This window comes from Flagellimonas sp. 389, from assembly GCF_018449435.1.
In the GTDB taxonomy this organism is placed as follows: Bacteria; Bacteroidota; Bacteroidia; order Flavobacteriales; family Flavobacteriaceae; genus Flagellimonas.
Genome location: NZ_JAHCMU010000003.1, coordinates 207,605 through 226,342, shown reverse-complemented (window position 1 = coordinate 226,342; position 18,738 = coordinate 207,605). Strand labels below are relative to the sequence as shown.

The 18,738-nt window shown below is 37.4% G+C and carries 18 protein-coding genes; 10 read left to right on the top strand and 8 right to left on the bottom strand.

Going from position 1 to position 18,738, the window contains the following annotated elements; translation table 11 throughout:
* Positions 1 to 34: 34 nt before the first annotated feature.
* From KIM67_RS04280 to KIM67_RS04260, 5 genes are all read left to right on the top strand, one after another.
* Positions 35 to 973, top strand: a complete 939-nt coding sequence (locus tag KIM67_RS04280) for an ABC transporter ATP-binding protein (protein WP_213830119.1) — start codon at positions 35 to 37, stop codon at positions 971 to 973.
* Positions 966 to 2,306, top strand: coding sequence for an ABC transporter permease (locus KIM67_RS04275; RefSeq protein WP_213830118.1), 1,341 nt, complete (start codon positions 966 to 968; stop codon positions 2,304 to 2,306). Before KIM67_RS04280 ends, KIM67_RS04275 begins: the two co-directional genes overlap by 8 nt.
* A 6-nt stretch (positions 2,307 to 2,312) precedes the next feature.
* Positions 2,313 to 3,191, top strand: coding sequence for a mechanosensitive ion channel family protein (locus KIM67_RS04270; RefSeq protein WP_213830117.1), 879 nt, complete (start codon positions 2,313 to 2,315; stop codon positions 3,189 to 3,191).
* A 62-nt stretch (positions 3,192 to 3,253) separates the two neighbouring features.
* Entirely contained in the window at positions 3,254 to 4,102 is an 849-nt protein-coding gene (locus KIM67_RS04265) for a DUF6268 family outer membrane beta-barrel protein (protein WP_250149141.1), read from the top strand.
* A 10-nt stretch (positions 4,103 to 4,112) separates the two neighbouring features.
* Positions 4,113 to 5,276 carry a sigma-54 dependent transcriptional regulator gene (locus tag KIM67_RS04260; protein ID WP_213830116.1) on the top strand — a complete coding sequence of 388 codons (1,164 nt, stop codon included), beginning with the start codon at positions 4,113 to 4,115 and terminating at the stop codon, positions 5,274 to 5,276.
* Between the two features lie 12 nt (positions 5,277 to 5,288).
* Here KIM67_RS04260 and KIM67_RS04255 read toward each other — a convergent pair whose 3' ends face one another.
* Positions 5,289 to 5,999, bottom strand: a complete 711-nt coding sequence (locus KIM67_RS04255; protein ID WP_213830115.1) for a hypothetical protein — start codon at positions 5,997 to 5,999, stop codon at positions 5,289 to 5,291.
* 178 nt (positions 6,000 to 6,177) lie between these two features.
* On the opposite strand from KIM67_RS04255, the gene KIM67_RS04250 reads away from it, so the two are divergent.
* From KIM67_RS04250 to KIM67_RS04240, 3 genes are all read left to right on the top strand, one after another.
* Positions 6,178 to 7,059 carry a PPK2 family polyphosphate kinase gene (locus KIM67_RS04250; RefSeq protein WP_213830114.1) on the top strand — a complete coding sequence of 294 codons (882 nt, stop codon included), beginning with the start codon at positions 6,178 to 6,180 and terminating at the stop codon, positions 7,057 to 7,059.
* Positions 7,059 to 8,456 (top strand): M20/M25/M40 family metallo-hydrolase, encoded by a 1,398-nt coding sequence (locus KIM67_RS04245; protein ID WP_213830113.1) that lies wholly within the window; start codon positions 7,059 to 7,061, stop codon positions 8,454 to 8,456. The genes KIM67_RS04250 and KIM67_RS04245 overlap by 1 nt, the downstream gene beginning before the upstream one ends.
* Before the next feature lie 144 nt (positions 8,457 to 8,600).
* On the top strand, positions 8,601 to 9,533 hold the full coding sequence (locus KIM67_RS04240; RefSeq protein WP_213830112.1) for a peptidylprolyl isomerase: 933 nt from the start codon (positions 8,601 to 8,603) through the stop codon (positions 9,531 to 9,533).
* A gap of 495 nt (positions 9,534 to 10,028) precedes the next feature.
* Here KIM67_RS04240 and KIM67_RS04235 read toward each other — a convergent pair whose 3' ends face one another.
* Entirely contained in the window at positions 10,029 to 10,223 is a 195-nt protein-coding gene (locus tag KIM67_RS04235; protein WP_055397609.1) for a cold-shock protein, read from the bottom strand.
* Positions 10,224 to 10,309: 86 nt separating this feature from the next.
* Positions 10,310 to 10,948 carry a peroxiredoxin gene (locus KIM67_RS04230; RefSeq protein ID WP_213830111.1) on the bottom strand — a complete coding sequence of 213 codons (639 nt, stop codon included), beginning with the start codon at positions 10,946 to 10,948 and terminating at the stop codon, positions 10,310 to 10,312.
* A 162-nt stretch (positions 10,949 to 11,110) separates the two neighbouring features.
* Between KIM67_RS04230 and KIM67_RS04225 the strand changes: the two genes are divergently transcribed.
* Positions 11,111 to 11,653 (top strand): YfiT family bacillithiol transferase, encoded by a 543-nt coding sequence (locus tag KIM67_RS04225; RefSeq protein WP_213830110.1) that lies wholly within the window; start codon positions 11,111 to 11,113, stop codon positions 11,651 to 11,653.
* 1 nt (position 11,654) lies between these two features.
* Here the strand turns inward: KIM67_RS04225 and KIM67_RS04220 are convergent, their stop codons facing one another.
* The 5 genes from KIM67_RS04220 to KIM67_RS04200 all read right to left on the bottom strand — a co-directional run bounded on the left by KIM67_RS04220 (position 11,655) and on the right by KIM67_RS04200 (position 17,602).
* Entirely contained in the window at positions 11,655 to 12,176 is a 522-nt protein-coding gene (locus KIM67_RS04220; RefSeq protein ID WP_213830109.1) for a GNAT family N-acetyltransferase, read from the bottom strand.
* 39 nt (positions 12,177 to 12,215) lie between these two features.
* Positions 12,216 to 12,779: a thioredoxin family protein gene (locus tag KIM67_RS04215; RefSeq protein ID WP_213830108.1), complete on the bottom strand. Its 564-nt coding sequence runs from the start codon at positions 12,777 to 12,779 to the stop codon at positions 12,216 to 12,218.
* A 13-nt stretch (positions 12,780 to 12,792) separates the two neighbouring features.
* The gene (locus tag KIM67_RS04210) at positions 12,793 to 15,312 is read right to left on the bottom strand and encodes a M14 family zinc carboxypeptidase (RefSeq protein ID WP_213830107.1); all 2,520 of its coding nucleotides are present in this window, start codon (positions 15,310 to 15,312) and stop codon (positions 12,793 to 12,795) included.
* An 87-nt stretch (positions 15,313 to 15,399) separates the two neighbouring features.
* Entirely contained in the window at positions 15,400 to 15,771 is a 372-nt protein-coding gene (locus KIM67_RS04205) for a PUR family DNA/RNA-binding protein (protein ID WP_213830106.1), read from the bottom strand.
* Between the two features lie 79 nt (positions 15,772 to 15,850).
* Positions 15,851 to 17,602 carry an ABC transporter ATP-binding protein gene (locus KIM67_RS04200; protein WP_213830105.1) on the bottom strand — a complete coding sequence of 584 codons (1,752 nt, stop codon included), beginning with the start codon at positions 17,600 to 17,602 and terminating at the stop codon, positions 15,851 to 15,853.
* Positions 17,603 to 17,782: 180 nt separating this feature from the next.
* Here KIM67_RS04200 and nusB point away from each other — a divergent pair, with 180 nt between their 5' ends.
* Positions 17,783 to 18,730, top strand: a complete 948-nt coding sequence (gene nusB / locus KIM67_RS04195) for a transcription antitermination factor NusB (protein WP_213830104.1) — start codon at positions 17,783 to 17,785, stop codon at positions 18,728 to 18,730.
* The last annotated feature ends 8 nt before the right edge of the window (positions 18,731 to 18,738 follow it).

Sequence of the window (18,738 nt, the reverse complement as noted above, 5' to 3'; positions counted from 1 at the left end):
TGTCCAAATACATATCTTTGAAAAAATTGTTTACATGGATAACATCCTTGTTGCCAAAAATGTTTCCAAATCCTATGGAGACTATACTGCATTGAGCAACATATCTTTAGAAATACCCAAAAACTGTATTTATGGCCTTTTAGGGCCCAATGGGGCAGGTAAAACTACGTTTATCAGAATTATAAATCAGATAACATACCTGGATAAAGGAGAAGTTTTATTCAATGGTGAACCACTAGCGACCGAACATATTTCCCACATAGGGTATCTACCAGAAGAAAGGGGTCTGTACAAAAGCATGAAGGTAGGGGAGCAGGCATTGTACCTTGCACAACTTAAAGGATTATCTAAACAAGATGCAAAAAAAAGGTTGAGGTTTTGGTTTGATCGATTGAACATAGGAGACTGGTGGAACAAAAAAATTCAAGAACTCTCTAAGGGAATGGCCCAAAAAATCCAATTTATCGTAACCGTACTCCATGAACCCAAGTTATTGATTTTTGATGAGCCTTTTAGCGGTTTCGATCCTATCAATGCCAACATCATCAAAGATGAAATCTTACAGTTGAGAGACAAAGGTACTTCGATTATCTTTTCTACCCATCGTATGGAGTCTGTAGAGGAATTATGTGAATATATGGCATTGATTCACAAGTCTGAAAAAATATTAGATGGTAAACTATCAGAAATAAAAAAGGAATATAAAAACAATATTTTCAAAATAGGGCTAGAAATAGAACAAAATGGAGATACTCTGCTAAAACAATTGGAGGAAAAATTCCATATTCTATCTTCCAGTTTTGATATTCAAGAAAAACAACTGGATTTTACGGTACAATTACCATCAAATAATACTAGAGATGTGCTTTTGGAAATATCCAAACAAGCAAATGTCAATCGATTTGAGGAGACCATTCCCTCAGCAAACGATATATTTATTCAGACCGTAAACAACAAAGAGGATAATGGGTAAGCTGGGGTTGATTATAAAACGGGAATATTTGGCAAAGGTGCGAAACAAGTCATTTATTATCATGACATTTCTCAGTCCTATTCTCATAGTGGGAATGATTGTTTTGATAGTTTATCTTGCAAAAATCAATGACAGTGAAAAGCGGATTATTTCGGTTCTTAATGAAAGTGAATTTCTTTCAAAAGAATTTGAACCTACAGAAAGCATGTCCTATGTTCTTTTTAAGGACCTTACATTACAAGAAGCTAAAGATTCAACGGTTTCATTGGGCTATTATGGTTTGCTCTATCTTCCTAAAGGTATAGATCTAGAAAATGTTGCCAGGTCCTCTTATCTATTTACAAAGGATAACCCCAATACGAGTGTAACCCAACGCATAGAAAGTGTTTTTCAAAAGCAATTACTTCAAAAAAGATTGGGAAAGCTGGGGGTTTCTTCGGAACAGTTCTCTGATATCGAAGCGCAGTTCGAAATAAATTTAGCTGCATTTAGTGGAGAAAAGAGTATAAAGGGAATCAACGAGATCAAGGCTTTTATTGGGGGTGGGTTTGGTTATGCCATTATGATGTTCATTATCATTTATGGTGGTTTTGTTATGCGTAGTGTCATCGAGGAAAAAACCAGTAGAATTATAGAGGTCATCATTTCTTCGGTAAAACCGTTTCAACTTATGTTAGGGAAAATTATAGGAACTTCTCTAGCGGGAATAACCCAATTCACCATATGGATACTATCGGCATCACTTTTGCTGTTTCTTATCGCATTTTTCTTCGGAATTGATTTTGGTGCGATGGACTCAAATGCCTCGATGCCACCAGGACCAATTGGAGGGGTAGCTCAATTTTCTAATTCACTTGACAGCGATACTATGCTTTATGCCAACGAAATCCTAAATATTCCCTGGATGCTTTTGATAAGTTCTTTTTTGGTTTACTTTGTTTTGGGATATCTTATTTACAGTTCAATTTATGCTGCCATCGGAGCGGCCGTAGATAATGAAACGGATACCCAGCAGTTTATTTTTCCAATTATATTACCGCTGATGCTTGGGATTTATGTTGGTTTCTTTTCGGTGTTCAGTAACCCTAATGGGCCTATTGCGGTAGGCTTTTCATTATTTCCGTTAACTTCCCCTATAGTTATGTTGATGCGGCTACCCGGGGGTATTGGGGAAGGTGGAGTACCTTTGTGGCAATTGTTGTTGTCCATTGGTTTGCTGATTGCTACTTTTTTGGGCATAGTATCGTTGGCGGCTAAAATTTACCGGGTGGGTATTTTAATGTATGGAAAAAGACCTACTTATAAAGAATTATTTAAATGGTTGAGATATTAATTTGAAATGCAGGAAGAAACCAGTGAGATAAAAGAAATTATTGAAGAGGATATCTGGGGTACCATTAAAGAATTTCTGGACTTTGGATTTCACCTTGGTGAAGGCGATAAATCCATCAACCTGACCGTTGGCTTGTTGTTGCTTGTCACTGTAGCCTTTGTTTTTACCAAGTTTGTAATGAAATGGCTAAAACATTTGTTCACCAGAAAAATGGACCTGGAGGATAAACGAAAATTTGCCAGTGTTTTTAAGTTTATCAATTATGTGATTTATCTGGTGGTCGTGCTGGTTACATTGAGCGCTGCCGGAATCGACATTACACTTATCATTACCGCTTCTGCAGCTTTGTTTGTAGGATTGGGACTGGCATTGCAAGAACTGTTTCAAGATATTCTGGGAGGTATTTTTATTATCATTGATAAATCTTTACAAGTTGGTGATATTGTTGAGGTCGATGGAAAAGTTGGTAAAGTATTTGAGATAAAATTACGAACAACCAGAGCATTGACCCGTGATGATAAAGTCATTATTATTCCCAATCATAAATTTGTTAGCGATATTGTATATAATTACACGCAGAACCACAGAACTACACGCGAAAAGGTAAATATTGGGGTAGCTTACGGAAGCGATGTTGCCTTGGTCACTAAAATTTTAGAAGAAGTTGCTGCTGAGCAGAAACAAGTGCTAAAAAATCCAAAACCATTTGTTCTTTTTGATGATTTTGGAGATTCGGCACTTCTTTTTTCACTTCACTTTTTTACCAATGATAGTTTTGGTGATCCAAAAATTAAAAGTGAGATTCGCTATAATATAAATACCAAATTCAAAGAAAACGAAATCAATATCCCATTCCCTCAACGAGATGTTCATTTAAAACAATAAAACCCCTAGAACATATAAAAACACCAACATATCATACAGTAACAAGGCTAATCTTTATTTTATTGGGCATATTATACAGTGAAATAGCTTTAGGCCAGAGTTCGGATATCTTTAGATTGGAGTATCTGAACATTCCGGAAAATGATACGGGGATTAAAACACAACGCTATAGATTTCTCTTTAACCTTCCTATAAAACTGAATGAAAAGAAAGACTACCTAATCACTGGTGTTGAGTACAACAAACTGGATATTGGGTACTCTCAGGATCTTCCTTTTGACAGTAGTGAATTAAATAGGTTTCACGTGGTGGACTTTAACTTGGGATACATCACAAAATGGAACGAAAATTGGAACCTGGTAACAATACTTACGCCAAGGTTGGCTTCCAATTTCATAAACGGAGCTATGACAGATGATTTTTTTATGAACGCAACGGCCACCTTATGGAAGGAGAACTCTAAGGCGGACAAACCGTTTCGAATTGTTTTAGGGCTTTCCTATAACAGTACTGCCGGTCTTCCCATTCCGCTACCTATCGTTAGTTACTATAAAAGATTTCATCCAAATTGGTCGTATACCTTGGGCATACCCCGTACAAATTTTAAATACCATATCACCAAAAAGCATACGTTGGAAACCACACTGTTATTAGATGGATATTTTATCAATCTACAGAACGATATTCTTTTGCCGGATAATCGAGTTGGGTCAAGAATAACCCTTTCCGCATTAGTGGGAGCGATTGGCTATCAATACAATATGTCAAAACGGATGTCTCTTTATGCCTTGGTTGGGCGTTCCTTTGAACAAGGAGGGAATTTACGAAACGATAATAGGGAAGACGTTTTTTTATTGAATGACGAATCAAATCTTTATATTAGAACAGGGTTCAAGATTGGAATTTTTTAAATAACACATTATGTCAAAAATATTGGTAATAGAGGACGAATCTGCCATACGTAGAGTTTTGGTAAAGATTTTGGGTGAAGAAAGTGATACCTATAATGTACTTGAGGCCGAAGATGGCCTAAGAGGTATTGAGGCCATAAAAAAGGAGGATTTTGATTTGGTGCTTTGTGATATAAAAATGCCAAAGATGGATGGTGTTGAAGTACTTGAAGCTGCAAAAAAGATTAAGCCAGAGATACCGTTTATTATGATTTCGGGTCATGGTGACTTGGATACTGCCGTAAATACAATGCGTCTTGGAGCATTTGATTATATTTCTAAACCCCCAGATTTAAACCGATTGTTGACTACGGTCAGAAATGCACTTGACCGCAAAGAATTGGTCGTGGAAAACAAGATTCTTAAAAAGAAAGTTTCCAAGAACTACGAAATGGTAGGTGAGAGCCAGGAAATAGGCGTTATAAAAGATATGATCGAGAAGGTCGCTCCAACAGATGCCCGTGTTTTGATTACTGGCCCCAATGGAACGGGAAAAGAACTTGTTGCACATTGGCTACACGAAAAAAGCCCTAGGTCCTCAGCGCCTTTTATTGAGGTCAACTGCGCTGCAATCCCATCGGAATTAATAGAAAGTGAGCTTTTTGGTCACGTTAAAGGGGCATTTACATCCGCAGTAAAAGATAGGGCCGGTAAATTTGAAGCAGCCAACAAGGGAACTATTTTTTTGGATGAAATAGGGGATATGAGTTTATCCGCTCAAGCCAAGGTGCTTAGGGCGCTACAAGAAAATAAGATTTCTAGGGTTGGTACGGATAAAGACATAAAAGTAGATGTTCGTGTTTTGGCGGCCACCAACAAAAATCTAAAGAAAGAAATAGAAGAGGGTAAATTTAGGGAAGACCTGTATCATCGTTTGGCGGTCATTTTAATAAAAGTGCCGGCATTGAACGATAGGCGAGAAGATATTCCTATGCTGATCGACTTCTTTTCGGAAAAAATAGCTTCGGAACAGGGCACAGCCCAAAAAAGTTTTTCAAAAAAGGCCATTGCGCTTTTAAAAGGATATGATTGGACAGGAAACGTACGAGAGTTACGTAATGTAGTAGAACGATTGATTATTCTTGGAGGTAAAGAAGTCTCCGAAGATGATGTGAAGCTATTTGCCAGCAAGTAGCAAAGGAGGTTCTTATTTAGAGCAATCTCCCAAACGCGAGAGTGCCTCATCAGAAAGGGTCTTTACGCGTTGATAGTATTGTTTTTTAGGCTCGGATAGCTCCGTATTCAAAAGAGTCAATCGTGCTTCTTCACTTGTTTTTGAAATAAATTCAAAGGCCACTTTGCAATTCACCTCTTTTACTACTTTATCCAAAGAATTTTCAAAGCCTAATAAACAATTATGTATTTGTTGCCTTGAAGGCTTTATATGTGGTTCAATAACGCCATTTTGGGAGAGCAGTGCATCTTTCGTGTTTAATACCAACATATTATTACCGTATACACTGGAAAAGTCTTGATCATAGTTCTTAAGAACGTTCATCCCAATTTCAGTACTTTTCAATGCATTGTGCAATGACTTTTTAGATTCCTCAAAAGAAATTGCTTTTGTAGCGGTTTTCAGGTGGGCAAGGGTTTTATCAAGGCTTTCAATGGTACCTTCACAACCGCAGTCTATAAAATTGTATTTGGTCTTTTCGATTCCGTTGAGTGCTTTATAAGCATAATATTTAGACCTGTTAAAGTCATCGGCTACAATGGCCCTTTGCGTCTGACTTTTTATATACTCTAAGTTGGAATTGGCATACTCACATGCATTTCGTATGCTAAAAGAAGATAATAGAAGTAGACTGATGACACCTATAATAAAGATGATGAAAAGAATAACCTTTTTAGTTCTCATAACGCTAGATTTGGGACTTTGCGTCTTATTATTCCTACTAAATTAGTTCAAGAATCATATGAAAGCCAAAAAAATCGTTAAAAAACAATCAATCGCTATGAGTTGCATTAAGGATCGGTGAATAGTTGTTTTGAGGCGGTGAATGGAGTATTGGTGAAAAAAAAGTATATTCATTACCATGAAAAAAGTTGATACAGGAGAATACTTGGTGAAAAAAGAGATAACACTTTCAAAATGCTCCACTTTAGAAGATTTTGGTACAGGGGAAGAGAAACTCAAAGACGAACTCAAGGATATCAGAAAGGATTTGGGAGAATTCCAGAATACGCTCTACGCCCATGGAAAGTATAGTGTACTCATTTGCCTTCAGGGAATGGATACTTCCGGTAAGGACAGTTTGGTACGGGAGGTCTTTAAAGACTTCAATGTACGGGGTGTAGTGGTTCATAGTTTTAAGGTGCCTACTGAATTGGAACTAAAGCATGACTATCTCTGGCGCCATTATATTGCATTGCCCGCACGGGGTAAGTTCAGTATTTTTAACAGAACCCATTATGAAAATGTATTGGTAACCAAAGTACATCCCGAGTATATTTTAGGAGAAAATATTCCAGGAATTGAATCGGTATCCGATATAGATGAAACGTTTTGGGAAAACCGGTATAGGCAAATCAACGATTTTGAAAAGCATATCACCGAAAACGGTACTATAATCTTTAAATTTTTTCTTCACCTTTCCAAAGAAGAACAACGGCAACGTTTGTTACGTAGACTAAGGCTAAGAGAAAAGAATTGGAAATTTTCTCCTAGTGACCTTAAAGAGCGAAAGTTATGGGATGACTATCAAAACTGCTATGAAGAAGCCATTAATAAAACATCAAAACCCCATGCTCCATGGTATGTGATTCCTGCTGACAATAAAAAAGCAGCGCGGGTCATCGTTGCTTCTATCTTATTGAAAGAGTTAAAAAAGTATAAAGATGTCAAAGAACCTGAGTTAGAAGAGAAAATAAGAGTTAATTTAGAAAGCTTTAAGCAAGAATTGGAAAAAGAATCCTAATGAGAACAATCGTACTAATGGCCATTTTTTTGGTCAGCACCCCATTTTTTTCACAGTCAGATGATGAAAAACAACTCAGGGCAATATATGATAAGGCCCTGACCAATGGAAAAGCTTATGATTGGCTGAACCACCTTTCCAATCAGATTGGTGGCCGTCTATCTGGATCTATACAGGCTCAACAAGCAATTGATTACACAAAAAAACAATTGGATTCCATTGGATTGGATAGAGTATGGCTGCAACCTGTAATGGTACCAAAATGGGTTAGGGGAACTCCGGAATTTGCATATATAGAGACAAAACCCGGACTTACCACTAATGTGCCTATTTGTGCACTTGGCGGTTCAGTGGCTACACCAGATGGAGGCTTAAAGGCCAATATTGTTGAGGTACAGGGGATAGAGGATTTGGAAAAATTGGGAAAGGATAAAATAGCAGGTAAAATCGTTTTTTACAATCGTCCTATGGACCCAACCAAAATAAGCACGTTTTCATCTTATTCCGGTTGTGTGGACCAACGTTATTCCGGAGCAGCCGAAGCGGGCAAGTATGGTGCTGCTGGGGTAATCGTACGTTCCGTGAACTTGCGTTTGGATGATTATCCACATACAGGCTCTATGAGTTATGGAGATACTCCTGTTTCTAAAAGAATTCCAGCTGCGGCAATCAGTACAAAAGGTGCAGAATTGTTGAGTACTACCCTTACGTTGAACCCTGATATTAAGTTTTATTTCAAACAAAATTGTAAACAGTTTGATGATGTTCAATCATACAATGTCATTGGGGAAATTAAAGGATCTACGTACCCCAATGAAATTATGATAGTTGGCGGACATCTGGATTCTTGGGATTTAGGTGATGGTTCCCATGATGATGGCGCAGGTGTGGTCCAGAGTATGGATGTCTTACGATTAATAAAGGCCAATGGCTACAAACCCAAAAGAACGTTACGCGTTGTTTTATTTATGAACGAGGAAAATGGTTTGCGAGGGGGGAATAAATATGCCGAAGTTGCCAAAAGTAAAAAAGAGAACCATGTCTTTGCTTTGGAAAGTGATGCTGGAGGATTTACACCAAGAGGTTTTTCCTTTGATTGCACCAATGAAAATTTTGATCAGGTACTCGGCTGGGAAAAACTATTTGAGCCGTATTTGATACATATGTTCGTGAAAGGTGGTAGTGGAGCTGATATCGGACCTTTAAAAACTGACGATTTAGTACTTGCTGGGTTGAGACCAGATTCCCAACGTTATTTTGATCATCACCATGCGGAAAATGATACTTTCGAGCATGTAAATAAGCGTGAACTGGAGCTAGGTGCTGCTACCATGGCAAGTTTGGTGTATCTTTTTGATAAATATGGAACAATTACTTCTAAAAAGATAAAGGGCTAAAAAGAGCTACTAAACAATAAATCTTAAATATTTTCTATTTTTCTAGATTTCAAATTGATGTCTTTTTTGATCCTGTGGACAATCAATAAAACCGCTACCTTTGCATTCTTTAAAATTTCAGGTTAATACTATAATAGAAAAGAGATGCAAGACGGAATTTACGCAAAATTTAATACTACAAAAGGGGAGATTTTAGTAAAATTGACCCATGATAAAACCCCTGGTACGGTAGGCAACTTTGTAGCCTTGGCAGAGGGCAATATGGAAAATGGTAGCAAACCACAAGGGAAGCCCTACTATGATGGACTTAAGTTTCACCGTGTCATACAGGATTTTATGATTCAAGGAGGATGTCCTCAAGGAACGGGAACTGGTGATCCTGGATATAAGTTCGATGATGAATTTCACACAGAACTTACGCATGAAGGACCGGGAGTACTATCCATGGCCAATGCAGGTCCTGGAACCAATGGCAGTCAGTTTTTTATAACGCATGTTGCTACGCCTTGGTTAGATAACAAACATACCGTCTTTGGTTTTGTGGAACATGGACAAGAAGTTGTTGATGCCATTGCCCAAAACGATGTTCTTGAAACACTTGAAATTGTAAGAGTAGGGTCTGAAGCAGAAAGTTGGAATGCCATTGAAGCATTTAGAACTTTTGAAGGAGCTAGGGAGAAGCGGATTGCAGAACAAAAGGCACAGGCAGAAACAGAAATGGAAAAATTAGCAGCTGGTTTTGATACAACTGAATCTGGTCTGCGTTATCAAATGATTCAACAGGGTAGTGGAGCAAAAGCGGAAAAAGGTAAAACGGTATCGGTACACTACGAAGGTAGCTTAACGAACGGACAAGTTTTTGACTCCTCGTACAGTAGAAATGAACCTATAGATTTTACGTTGGGCGTAGGCCAAGTAATTTCTGGATGGGATGAAGGTATTGCGTTATTAAAAGTGGGTGATAAAGCTCGTTTTGTAATACCATCACATTTGGCTTACGGTAGTGCTGGTGCCGGTGGAGTTATTCCTCCTGATGCGACTTTGATATTTGACGTTGAATTGATGAACGTTAAATAAAACTATTTAACTTCAAAATAAACAAAAGCTCTCAAATCTTGGGAGCTTTTATTTTGACTTATTTACACTTACCAATAACAGACAAAGGTTAAGTGCTAGTAATAAAAGTAAAACTGTAAAAAATGTGCCCATCTGTAACCTATATTATTTTTCGTAGATAATTGTCCTATCCTAACAACAACCGAACGGAAAAAAACCCTACTATATTGTACAATAGCATTATTCGGGGCTTTCATTAAGTGAAAGAATCATAAAAGTTTACTTCTTAGAACCAGTCAGACTCAATAAAAGCAATACTATATTAACTACCAGTAAAACTGATAGAATTGCAAAAAAGGTTCCCATAGTGTTGTCTATTTAAAATGTGGGAAAGCTTGGTTTGTTTAATGTTTAGATGAAAAAAAGTGAAGAGGTTGCGTTTAGGTTAAACAAAAAGTAAATAAAAAAACCCAAGCATTAGCTTGGGTTTGTCTTATAAAAAAGTGTGCTGTTACCTTAATCTATAACTTGTACATTTACGGCGTTCAATCCTTTTTTACCTTGCTGTAGTTCGAATTCTACGGCGTCACCTTCTCTAATTTCGTCAATTAAGCCTGAAACGTGTACGAAGTGATCTGTGTTTGAACCTTCTTCAGTAATAAAGCCATAGCCTTTTGAATCATTGAAGAATTTTACTGTTCCTTTACTCATAATAAAAACTAAAAATTAATTTGAGCTGCAAATGTACAGTTAATTTATTGGAAACTAGGATTTTTTATTTTTTTTTGAAAAGTTTTCTACGCTGTCGGGTCCGGTGTTAAACGCAGGTAAGGCTTGACTTCTTCAACTCCTTTGGAAAAAATCTCCTTCGCCTCTTGGGTTGGTATTGATGGACTTACAACCACTTTTTCTCCATGTTCCCAGTTTGCCGGTGTCGCAACTTTATGGTGCGCAGTTAATTGTAATGAATCAATTACGCGCAATAACTCATAAAAATTACGTCCGGTCGAAGCTGGATAGGTTAAGATTAGCTTAACTTTTTTGTCGGGGTCGACGATGAAAACCGAACGTACTGTTAGCGTATCGTCCGCGTTAGGGTGGATCATATCGTACAAATCGGACACCTTTCTATCTTCGTCCGCTATAATCGGAAAATTAACTATAGTATCTTGAGTTTCGTTGATGTCTTTTATCCATTCAGCATGAGATTCCGCACCATCTACACTCAAGGCCATTATTTTTACATTGCGCTTTTCAAACTCATCCTTGAATTTGGCCGCTGTTCCCAATTCTGTAGTGCAAACTGGTGTAAAATCTGCAGGATGGGAAAACAATATTCCCCACCCATCACCTAGGTAATCATAAAAATTTAATGCTCCTTGTGAAGTTTCAGCAGTAAAATCGGGAGCTGTATCGCCTAATCTAATTGTAGCCATATATATTTTGTTAAAATTGAATAATAAATTACCCTACAAAATTAGTAGATTGTTTTTCTTAATGTTTTAGTTCTCGTTAAAAGTGTATTAAAGTTTTGAGCTTTGAAGGGCACAAGCTAAGTAACTAGGGCGATAAACATGAAAGTTTGTTATTTTTAACCTATGGAAAATGATATATTGGAAAAACTACGATATCCCATTGGTACATATGAGGTTCCTGAGAAGATTACTGAAAATCATTTAAAGGAATGGATTGCCATATTGGAAAATTTGCCCAAGCGATTGCATGACATGGTAATTCCGCTTACCCCTCAACAATTAGAGACTCCATATAGGCCTGATGGATGGACCGTTAGGCAGCTGATACATCATATTTCGGACAGCCACCACCACAGTTACATACGATTTAAATGGGCTCTAACGGAAGATACACCCGTTATAAAACCTTATTTTGAGAAAGAGTGGTCCAAATTATTCGATGCAAAGACTGCACCCATTCAAATGTCACTGGACCATCTTAAAGCTGTCCATGCCAAATTGGTTTACCTGCTAAAAGGGCTTTCCAGTGAGCAACTTCAGCGAAAATTTATACATCCGGTGGGGGATGAGGAAACAACCTTATTGGAAAATGTGGGTCGCTATGCTTGGCATGGTAGCCACCATTTTGCACATATTAAAAATTTAATCGAAAGAGAAGGCTGGTAATTTAAATGGATTTGGTTAAAATCCATATCGCTTTTTCTGACGGTTTTACCCCTTTAAGTGTAAGTTCACTTTCCCTTTTTATCTGAAAACCATTCTTTATATAAAAGTTGATGGCGTTTGCTTTTTTCATGGTGTCCAACCATATCATCTTTTTCCTGAGCCCTTTTGCATAAGCTTCAATTAATTGCAATGCTTTTTTTCCGTTTCCTTTACCAGAAAATTCTCGTAGCAAGTAGATTTTTTCAATCAATACCAAATCGTTTGCTGGAAGTTCATCTAATGGGCAATCTATCACAAGCTTAACAATTCCTATAGTTGTATGTTCAGCTTTCACTAAAAAGTGGACCATATTCGCATTCGCCAATTCAGTTTTGACTACGTCTTTGGTGAAACTTTTTTCGATATATGGGGTTGGGTTTTCACTTTCCCATAAATGAAGGTAATGTTCTTTGTACGATTTTGTCCCTACAGCAATATAATCGCTCATCGTTGTAGCGGTTACAGGTTCCAACGTAATCTCCATTTTTTAGTTTTTAGTACTCCCGATTTATGAAGGTGAACATTAAATCGTATCAATCCATTTTATGTTGCAACCAATACTTGGTTTTTGATTAGCACTAATGGCTTCACTATTTAAAAGCGAATTCATCGCTCCTCTTAAATCTGAACCAGTGACCGGGATTCCATTGCCAGGCCTGGAGTCGTCCAATTGACCTCTATAGACCAGTTCTAAGGTTGCATCAAAAAGATAAAAATCTGGAGTGCATGCCGCATCGTATGCTTTGGCTACTTCTTGCGATTCATCATACAGGTACGGAAACGAATACTCCGCTTCTTTAGCTTTCAGCTTCATTAAGTGAGGTGCATCTTGTGGATAGTTGACAATATCGTTACTGGAAATAGCTATAAAATTTATGCCCTTACCTTGGTAGGCTCTTCCCATTTTGGAAATCTCTGGGTTAACATGGATCACAAATGGACAATGGTTGCAAATAAACATGATCAATGTACCGTTTTCACCTTTCAATTCTTCAAGGGTGCGAGATTTATCCGTCACGGTATCATGGAGGGTGAATGATGGTGCTTTTGTGCCCAAAGGCAACATATTACTTAGTGTACGAGCCATTAGATAGATTTGATTACATCATTTGTCCAAAGAAAATAGCGTTCATGAGCAACTTATTGGTTCCATACCAAAACGCCCTAAAATTAGTATTATCCGTAAATAGAACAACCCTTCCTTTTCCCATTCTTTTTACTTTAAAAGGTACACTGTTCTTGATGAGTTCTTCATTCTCTTCGGAAATGTAACCGCTCAACAATGGGTCGTTGGTATATTGGATTGGATTATCGTAGCTGTTTTTTTCTGGCTTTAAATAAATATTGGTATTTCGGAACAATGCCAATTTATCATTTTTATAACCATAATTGATGGGGTGGGAGCGGTCTAGTTTAGCTTCAAAGATTGCACCACCAGTGACTTGTGCCCCACTAAAATCGCGTTTACGATCAAATGGAATATTTTTGGCGACCAATGTATCTTCCTTCATTTGTAGTTTTAAGAACTCATGTTTTTTAAACCAATTGGCGGTGTTTCTATATCCAATGATAGTACCGCCGCTCTTTACCCAACTTTTAATTTTTTCCGCTCCTTTTTTATCCAAAATGCTACTCCTCCAACCACTGGGAATGATTAAATCTGAGTATTCCGTTAAATCCACTGTATTAAAGTAACGGGTATCTATTTTTGTGATTTTTATGTCGTAACGCGTATCGAAAAGATGCCAGATTTCGCCTGCGTCGTAAGGGCGTATACCATCGCCCACTAAAATTGCCACTTTTTGTTTTTCGATAGGGTCAAAATCATTGCTTCCCAAGTCGATTCCTTGCGTAAGGCCAGTGGAAACAGCTGTGATTTTAATACCACTTTCTTTGGCAATTTCATTTAAAAAACCATGCAGTTCCTTGGGATTCATTTCCTGATTATGCACTGGTATCATAATAGTACCGTAATCATAATCTTTCCCTTCCAAAGTAAATGGAGATTTAGCCGTTTTTGCCCTTAACCCCTTTTCTAAAATTTTGTTCAGCACTTTTGGAGAATAGTATTCGTTCCATTCAAATAGGTAAGCATAATTACTTTGCTTATCGACTCCGCCACTAGGAGGTTTAAAATCTATTACTTCATCACCTGCATTGGATAGTGAAGTAAGGTTTGCATAATCTAAATTGAACGCCAAAGGAAAAGTCCAAGCGGATATGTCATAAAAAAGACTGTCTTGGAAGGTTGTTCTTTTCTCGAACATAGCATTGATAAGTCTCGGATTTTTTTGATTCATGGGAACCACATAGCTATATCCTTTTTTATACGTTTCCCCTCCAATTTTGGTGTCAGAGGCCAACTCGTGAAATTTTATCTTGTGCCTGTTCAATATTTCGGCTAAATGCCATGTTTTGTAGGCATCCTTGCTATCACCAAAGACAATTGCTTTTGTTTTGCTCTTGGCCGCTTCATTGCGCATATCGCCATAAAACTTTTGTTGATAGTCAAGTATTTTGGTACGCATGTTTTTGGCGGCCTCTATGGTTGACATGGCAGTTGTGAATTGATTCCGAATAGTGAACGGAAACGTTAAGATGCCGTTTTCACTTTCTTGAATATGCCCTCTTGAGCTTCCTTGTTCAAAAAGAATACCTATGCTACCGTTTACATCTGGAAAAGTAGAGCCTTTTCCGTAATAATAATCGTCATAGTTTTCCTCTGAATAATACAACGAGCCTATTTTATCCAATGCCTTGGCATGATAGGTTCCAATTTCCTTTGTGAGCTCTTGATTGATTTTTGGCGTCAACGGGTTTACCCTGCTTGGTTCTCCCGGTTGAAAGAAAAATGTTGAGTTTGTTCCCATTTCGTGATGGTCGGTAAGGATGTTGGGTAACCATTTATGGAACGTTTCAATACGTGCCCTACTTTCGGGTAATTGAACAGGTAGCCAATCACGGTTCATATCAAACCAGTAATGATTCGTTCTTCCTCCTGGCCATACTTCATGATACTCTCTTTCGTTGTTGTCAGGGTTCAGATTCTTGCTTTTATTTACATTGGCCCAATACGCAAAACGCTGGAGCCCATCAGGATTAAAACAGGGGTCCAATAGAACGACCATATTGTCCAGCATGGCTTCAATTTCTGGACCCTGTGCCGCAGCCAAATAATAAGCATAGGCCAAAGAAGCGTTGGACCCACTTGGTTCATTTCCGTGAATGGAAAATCCTTGATACACTATGATGGGTATTTCAGATGTATTCAGACCAGTATTTCCCTCGGACAGCCCAATATGTTGTTGCCGTATATTTTCAATATTCTGATGATTTTCAGGTGTGGTAATCGTAAGTAAAAGTATAGGTCTGCCCTCAAATGTTTCTCCACGATTTTCTATAGTTATCCTATCACTGGAAGCAGCCAGTTGTTGCATATAGAACATAAGTTTATCATGCGTTACATGCCACTCCCCAACTTCATGTCCAATAATTTCTGATGGTTTTGGAATATTTTGGTCATAAGTAACATCATCAGGTAGATAATAATCCAATGTTACATTTTGGGCAGTAAGGGTAAAGCAGAAGAATACAAAAAGCAAGGAGCAGATTAATCGCATTAAATTCTCTTTAAGTTAGTTAGTTGTTAAAAATAAAAAACGACCTGCGTAATACAGGTCGTTTTAAGGTTTTTTTAAAGTTTCTACTTAGATATCATCAAAATCTACATCGGTAAAATTGCTCTTGGTCTCGCCATCATTTGGGCTACTCTCTTCTTCTTTCTTAAAATCTTTTTGATGGCGTTCCGAAATAACTTCTTGTCCTTTTTCGTCTATGATGTAGTCCATCATTTCTTCCATGATATCCTTGAAAGCGGTAAAATCCTCTTTATACAAGTATATTTTATGCTTTTTGTAATGAAAGGAACCATCGTCATGGGTAAATTTTTTGCTTTCTGTGATGGTCAGATAATAGTCACCGGCTTTAGTACTTCTTACATCGAAAAAGTAAGTTCTTCTCCCGGCCCTTAAGACTTTGGAGTAAATTTCCTCTTGGTCCATTATATCTTTATCTCCCATATGGTCTAGTATAATTTAGTGCAATGATGAATAATTCTACCAAAAATGTAAAAAAAAAGCTAAAACAGCAACTTTTTTATTATTCTTTCTCGGAGAGTTGGTTAAGATACAATTCTTTATAGTATCCTTCTGCACTGTTCAATTGCTCATGTGTTCCTTCCTGCAATATTTTGCCATTTTCGAGTACAATAATCTTATCGGCATTTTTTGCTGTCGATACTCTATGGCTTACCAATAAGGTGGTTTTCTCTTCGGACAGCTGCTTTAGATTATTAAGTATTTCTTCTTCAGTTTCGGTATCCACTGCAGAAAGGCAATCATCAAAAAGGTATATTCTTGGGTCTTTTAACAACGCTCGGGCTATAGAGACACGCTGTTTTTGCCCTCCACTTAGGGTGATGCCCCGTTCGCCTAGAATCGTGTCGTATTTTTTAGTGAAACCTTCTATATTTTCGTGTACTACAGCTTTCTTTGCAACTGTGACAATATCTTCAAAAGAAGCGTCTTCATCACCAAAACGGATGTTGTTTGCAATGGTATCTGAAAAAAGAAAGGCATCCTGTGGTACCGCCCCGGTAGCACTTCGCAGACTATTTAAATTTAATTGATGTATAGGAGTGCCATCAATCAATATTTCACCGGAAGACACATCGTATAAACGGGCCACTAAATCCAAAATAGTAGACTTTCCAGAACCTGTTTTTCCTAAAAAAGCTACGGTTTCACCAGCTCTTATATGAAAAGAAATATTTTCCAAAGCGGTTATATCCGTATCTTCATAAGTGAAGGTCACATTTTTAAATTCTATATCTCCCTTGATTGGAGTAGCTTCTTGAACCTCATTTTTGATGGTTGGCTGCACCTTTAAAAACTGGTTGATTCTTTTTTGTGAGGCCTCGGCTCGTTGTATAATTGAGGTAAGCCACCCCACTATGGCCACTGGCCAGGTCAACATATTTACATACAGGATAAACTCAGCTATAATACCAATAGTTGCGATTTCACCATTTATATATTGTTTTCCGCCAATGTAGATAACAAAAATATTGCTAACTCCAATAAGTAGAATCATCAATGGGAAAAACCAGGCATTTACCTTTGCCAAATCCATACTGGTATTTTTTCCTTCTAAAGCCAAATCACTGAGTTCAGCATTTATTTTTGGTTCAAGTCCGTACGCTTTTATTACCGCTACCCCAGAGAACGATTCCTGAGTAAACGTTGAAAGTGTGGACAGGTATTCTTGAACTTTTGTGCTTCTTTTATGTATGATTTTACTGATTTGGTATATCAGGACCGATAAAAACGGCAGCGGCAGCAAGGTATAAGCTGCCAAGGTCGGAGCTTTTATGAACATCAATGGAATTAAACAAACAAAGAGTGTAATGGTCTGTATCCCATACATAATGGCCGGTCCACCGTACATTCGAACTTGGTTGACATCCTCACTGATTCGGTTCATTAAATCCCCAATACGATTCTTTTTATAGAAGTTAAGGTTTAAGAATTGATAATGATCAAAGACCTCATTTTTCAAATCGTATTCAATATAACGGGAGACATTTATAATCGTTTGCCGCATCAAAAAGGTAAAAAGACCAGAAAGCAGTGCGGCACCTACGATTATTAAAATATATTCGAACAATATCCCTTTGGCTTCCGATACGGGAATCGTGTTCGATATAAAATCTTCGACCGCCTGAATGGATTTGTTCACATAGGAAGGCATTATAAGCGAAAAAACACGGGCCACTATTGTAATAAGAATACCCAACAATAGTTTTAACCAGTACTTTTTAAAGTATTTGTTCAGGTGTTTTAGTTCCTTCATAAAAGGGAAAAAATCGATTTAGATTTTGAAGATAGTTCGATAGCACGGCAAATATATAGGTTTACCCACAAAGTAAATGTTATAAAACCAATAAGAAAACAACTTTGGTAGGTTGGGTGGAAATATAAGATTACTTTTGCGCTGAGAAAGCCAAATAACGACTTTAAAAGTTCTTTAAAAATGCTTACGAGAAGGCATATCAGAGTAAAAGTAATGCAATGTATTTATGCATTGATTCAATCTAAGGACGATTCTTTAGAGAAGCAGGAAAAATTCCTGAAAGTAAGTATCGAAAATATGTATGTGCTTTATTTGCTCATGCTAAGCCTATTGGTCGAGCTTCATCGGCTAGCGGAAAAACATGCAAAGCATGCCTCTACAAAGTATCTCGCCACTGAAGAGGATGCATACCCAAACAGGAAAAAGTTTATAGAAAACGAACTCTTACTCCAAATCTCCAATAACAAGTCACTGAAAAGGGAACTGGAAGGAAGAAAACTCAATAATTGGTATCTTAATGAAGAGTATGTTAAAATTATCTACAAGGAAGTTGTAGCTAGTGATATCTACAAAACGTACATGTCGAGCGAAAAAAGTTCTTATGACACGGACAAAACTATGATTATTGAACTTTTCAAGAATGTAATTGCGCCGAATGAAAAGATATATGAATATTTTGAGGACGATAAGCTTACATGGATTGATGATATCCCTATTGTAAACACCTATTTGGTCAAACGGTTGCGAAAAGCCAATGCCACTGTAAATGAAACGTTCTTTTTACCTGAACTCTTAAAAGATGAGCAAGATTTGCAGTATGCAAATCAGCTATTGACCAAGACATTGTTGAACGATGCAAAATGGGAAAAAGAAATAGAAGGCAAAACGCCCAATTGGGATAATGACCGTATTGCCGAGATCGATTCCATAATCTTAAAAATGGCCATATGCGAATTGCTTAATTTTTCATCCATACCGGAAAAAGTTACGCTAAACGAGTATTTGGAAATTGCAAAAGAGTATTCAACACCAAAGAGCAGTATTTTCATTAATGGCGTACTTGACAAATTGGCAAAGGAATATAAGTCCACTGGGCAGCTACAAAAAATGGGAAGAGGACTACAATAAACAATATT

Bases quoted from the DNA above. Each gene is read 5' to 3' on its own strand.
- KIM67_RS04280 (WP_213830119.1), top strand. From the start codon at position 35: ATGGATAACATCCTTGTTGCCAAAAATGTTTCCAAATCCTATGGAGAC.
- KIM67_RS04275 (WP_213830118.1), top strand. From the start codon at position 966: ATGGGTAAGCTGGGGTTGATTATAAAACGGGAATATTTGGCAAAGGTG.
- KIM67_RS04270 (WP_213830117.1), top strand. From the start codon at position 2,313: ATGCAGGAAGAAACCAGTGAGATAAAAGAAATTATTGAAGAGGATATC.
- KIM67_RS04260 (WP_213830116.1), top strand. From the start codon at position 4,113: ATGTCAAAAATATTGGTAATAGAGGACGAATCTGCCATACGTAGAGTT.
- KIM67_RS04255 (WP_213830115.1), bottom strand. From the start codon at position 5,999: ATGAGAACTAAAAAGGTTATTCTTTTCATCATCTTTATTATAGGTGTC.
- KIM67_RS04250 (WP_213830114.1), top strand. From the start codon at position 6,178: ATGAAAAAAGTTGATACAGGAGAATACTTGGTGAAAAAAGAGATAACA.
- KIM67_RS04245 (WP_213830113.1), top strand. From the start codon at position 7,059: ATGAGAACAATCGTACTAATGGCCATTTTTTTGGTCAGCACCCCATTT.
- KIM67_RS04240 (WP_213830112.1), top strand. From the start codon at position 8,601: ATGCAAGACGGAATTTACGCAAAATTTAATACTACAAAAGGGGAGATT.
- KIM67_RS04235 (WP_055397609.1), bottom strand. From the start codon at position 10,223: ATGAGTAAAGGAACAGTAAAATTCTTCAATGATTCAAAAGGCTATGGC.
- KIM67_RS04230 (WP_213830111.1), bottom strand. From the start codon at position 10,948: ATGGCTACAATTAGATTAGGCGATACAGCTCCCGATTTTACTGCTGAA.
- KIM67_RS04225 (WP_213830110.1), top strand. From the start codon at position 11,111: ATGGAAAATGATATATTGGAAAAACTACGATATCCCATTGGTACATAT.
- KIM67_RS04220 (WP_213830109.1), bottom strand. From the start codon at position 12,176: ATGGAGATTACGTTGGAACCTGTAACCGCTACAACGATGAGCGATTAT.
- KIM67_RS04215 (WP_213830108.1), bottom strand. From the start codon at position 12,779: ATGGCTCGTACACTAAGTAATATGTTGCCTTTGGGCACAAAAGCACCA.
- KIM67_RS04210 (WP_213830107.1), bottom strand. From the start codon at position 15,312: ATGCGATTAATCTGCTCCTTGCTTTTTGTATTCTTCTGCTTTACCCTT.
- KIM67_RS04205 (WP_213830106.1), bottom strand. From the start codon at position 15,771: ATGGGAGATAAAGATATAATGGACCAAGAGGAAATTTACTCCAAAGTC.
- KIM67_RS04200 (WP_213830105.1), bottom strand. From the start codon at position 17,602: ATGAAGGAACTAAAACACCTGAACAAATACTTTAAAAAGTACTGGTTA.
- nusB (WP_213830104.1), top strand. From the start codon at position 17,783: ATGCTTACGAGAAGGCATATCAGAGTAAAAGTAATGCAATGTATTTAT.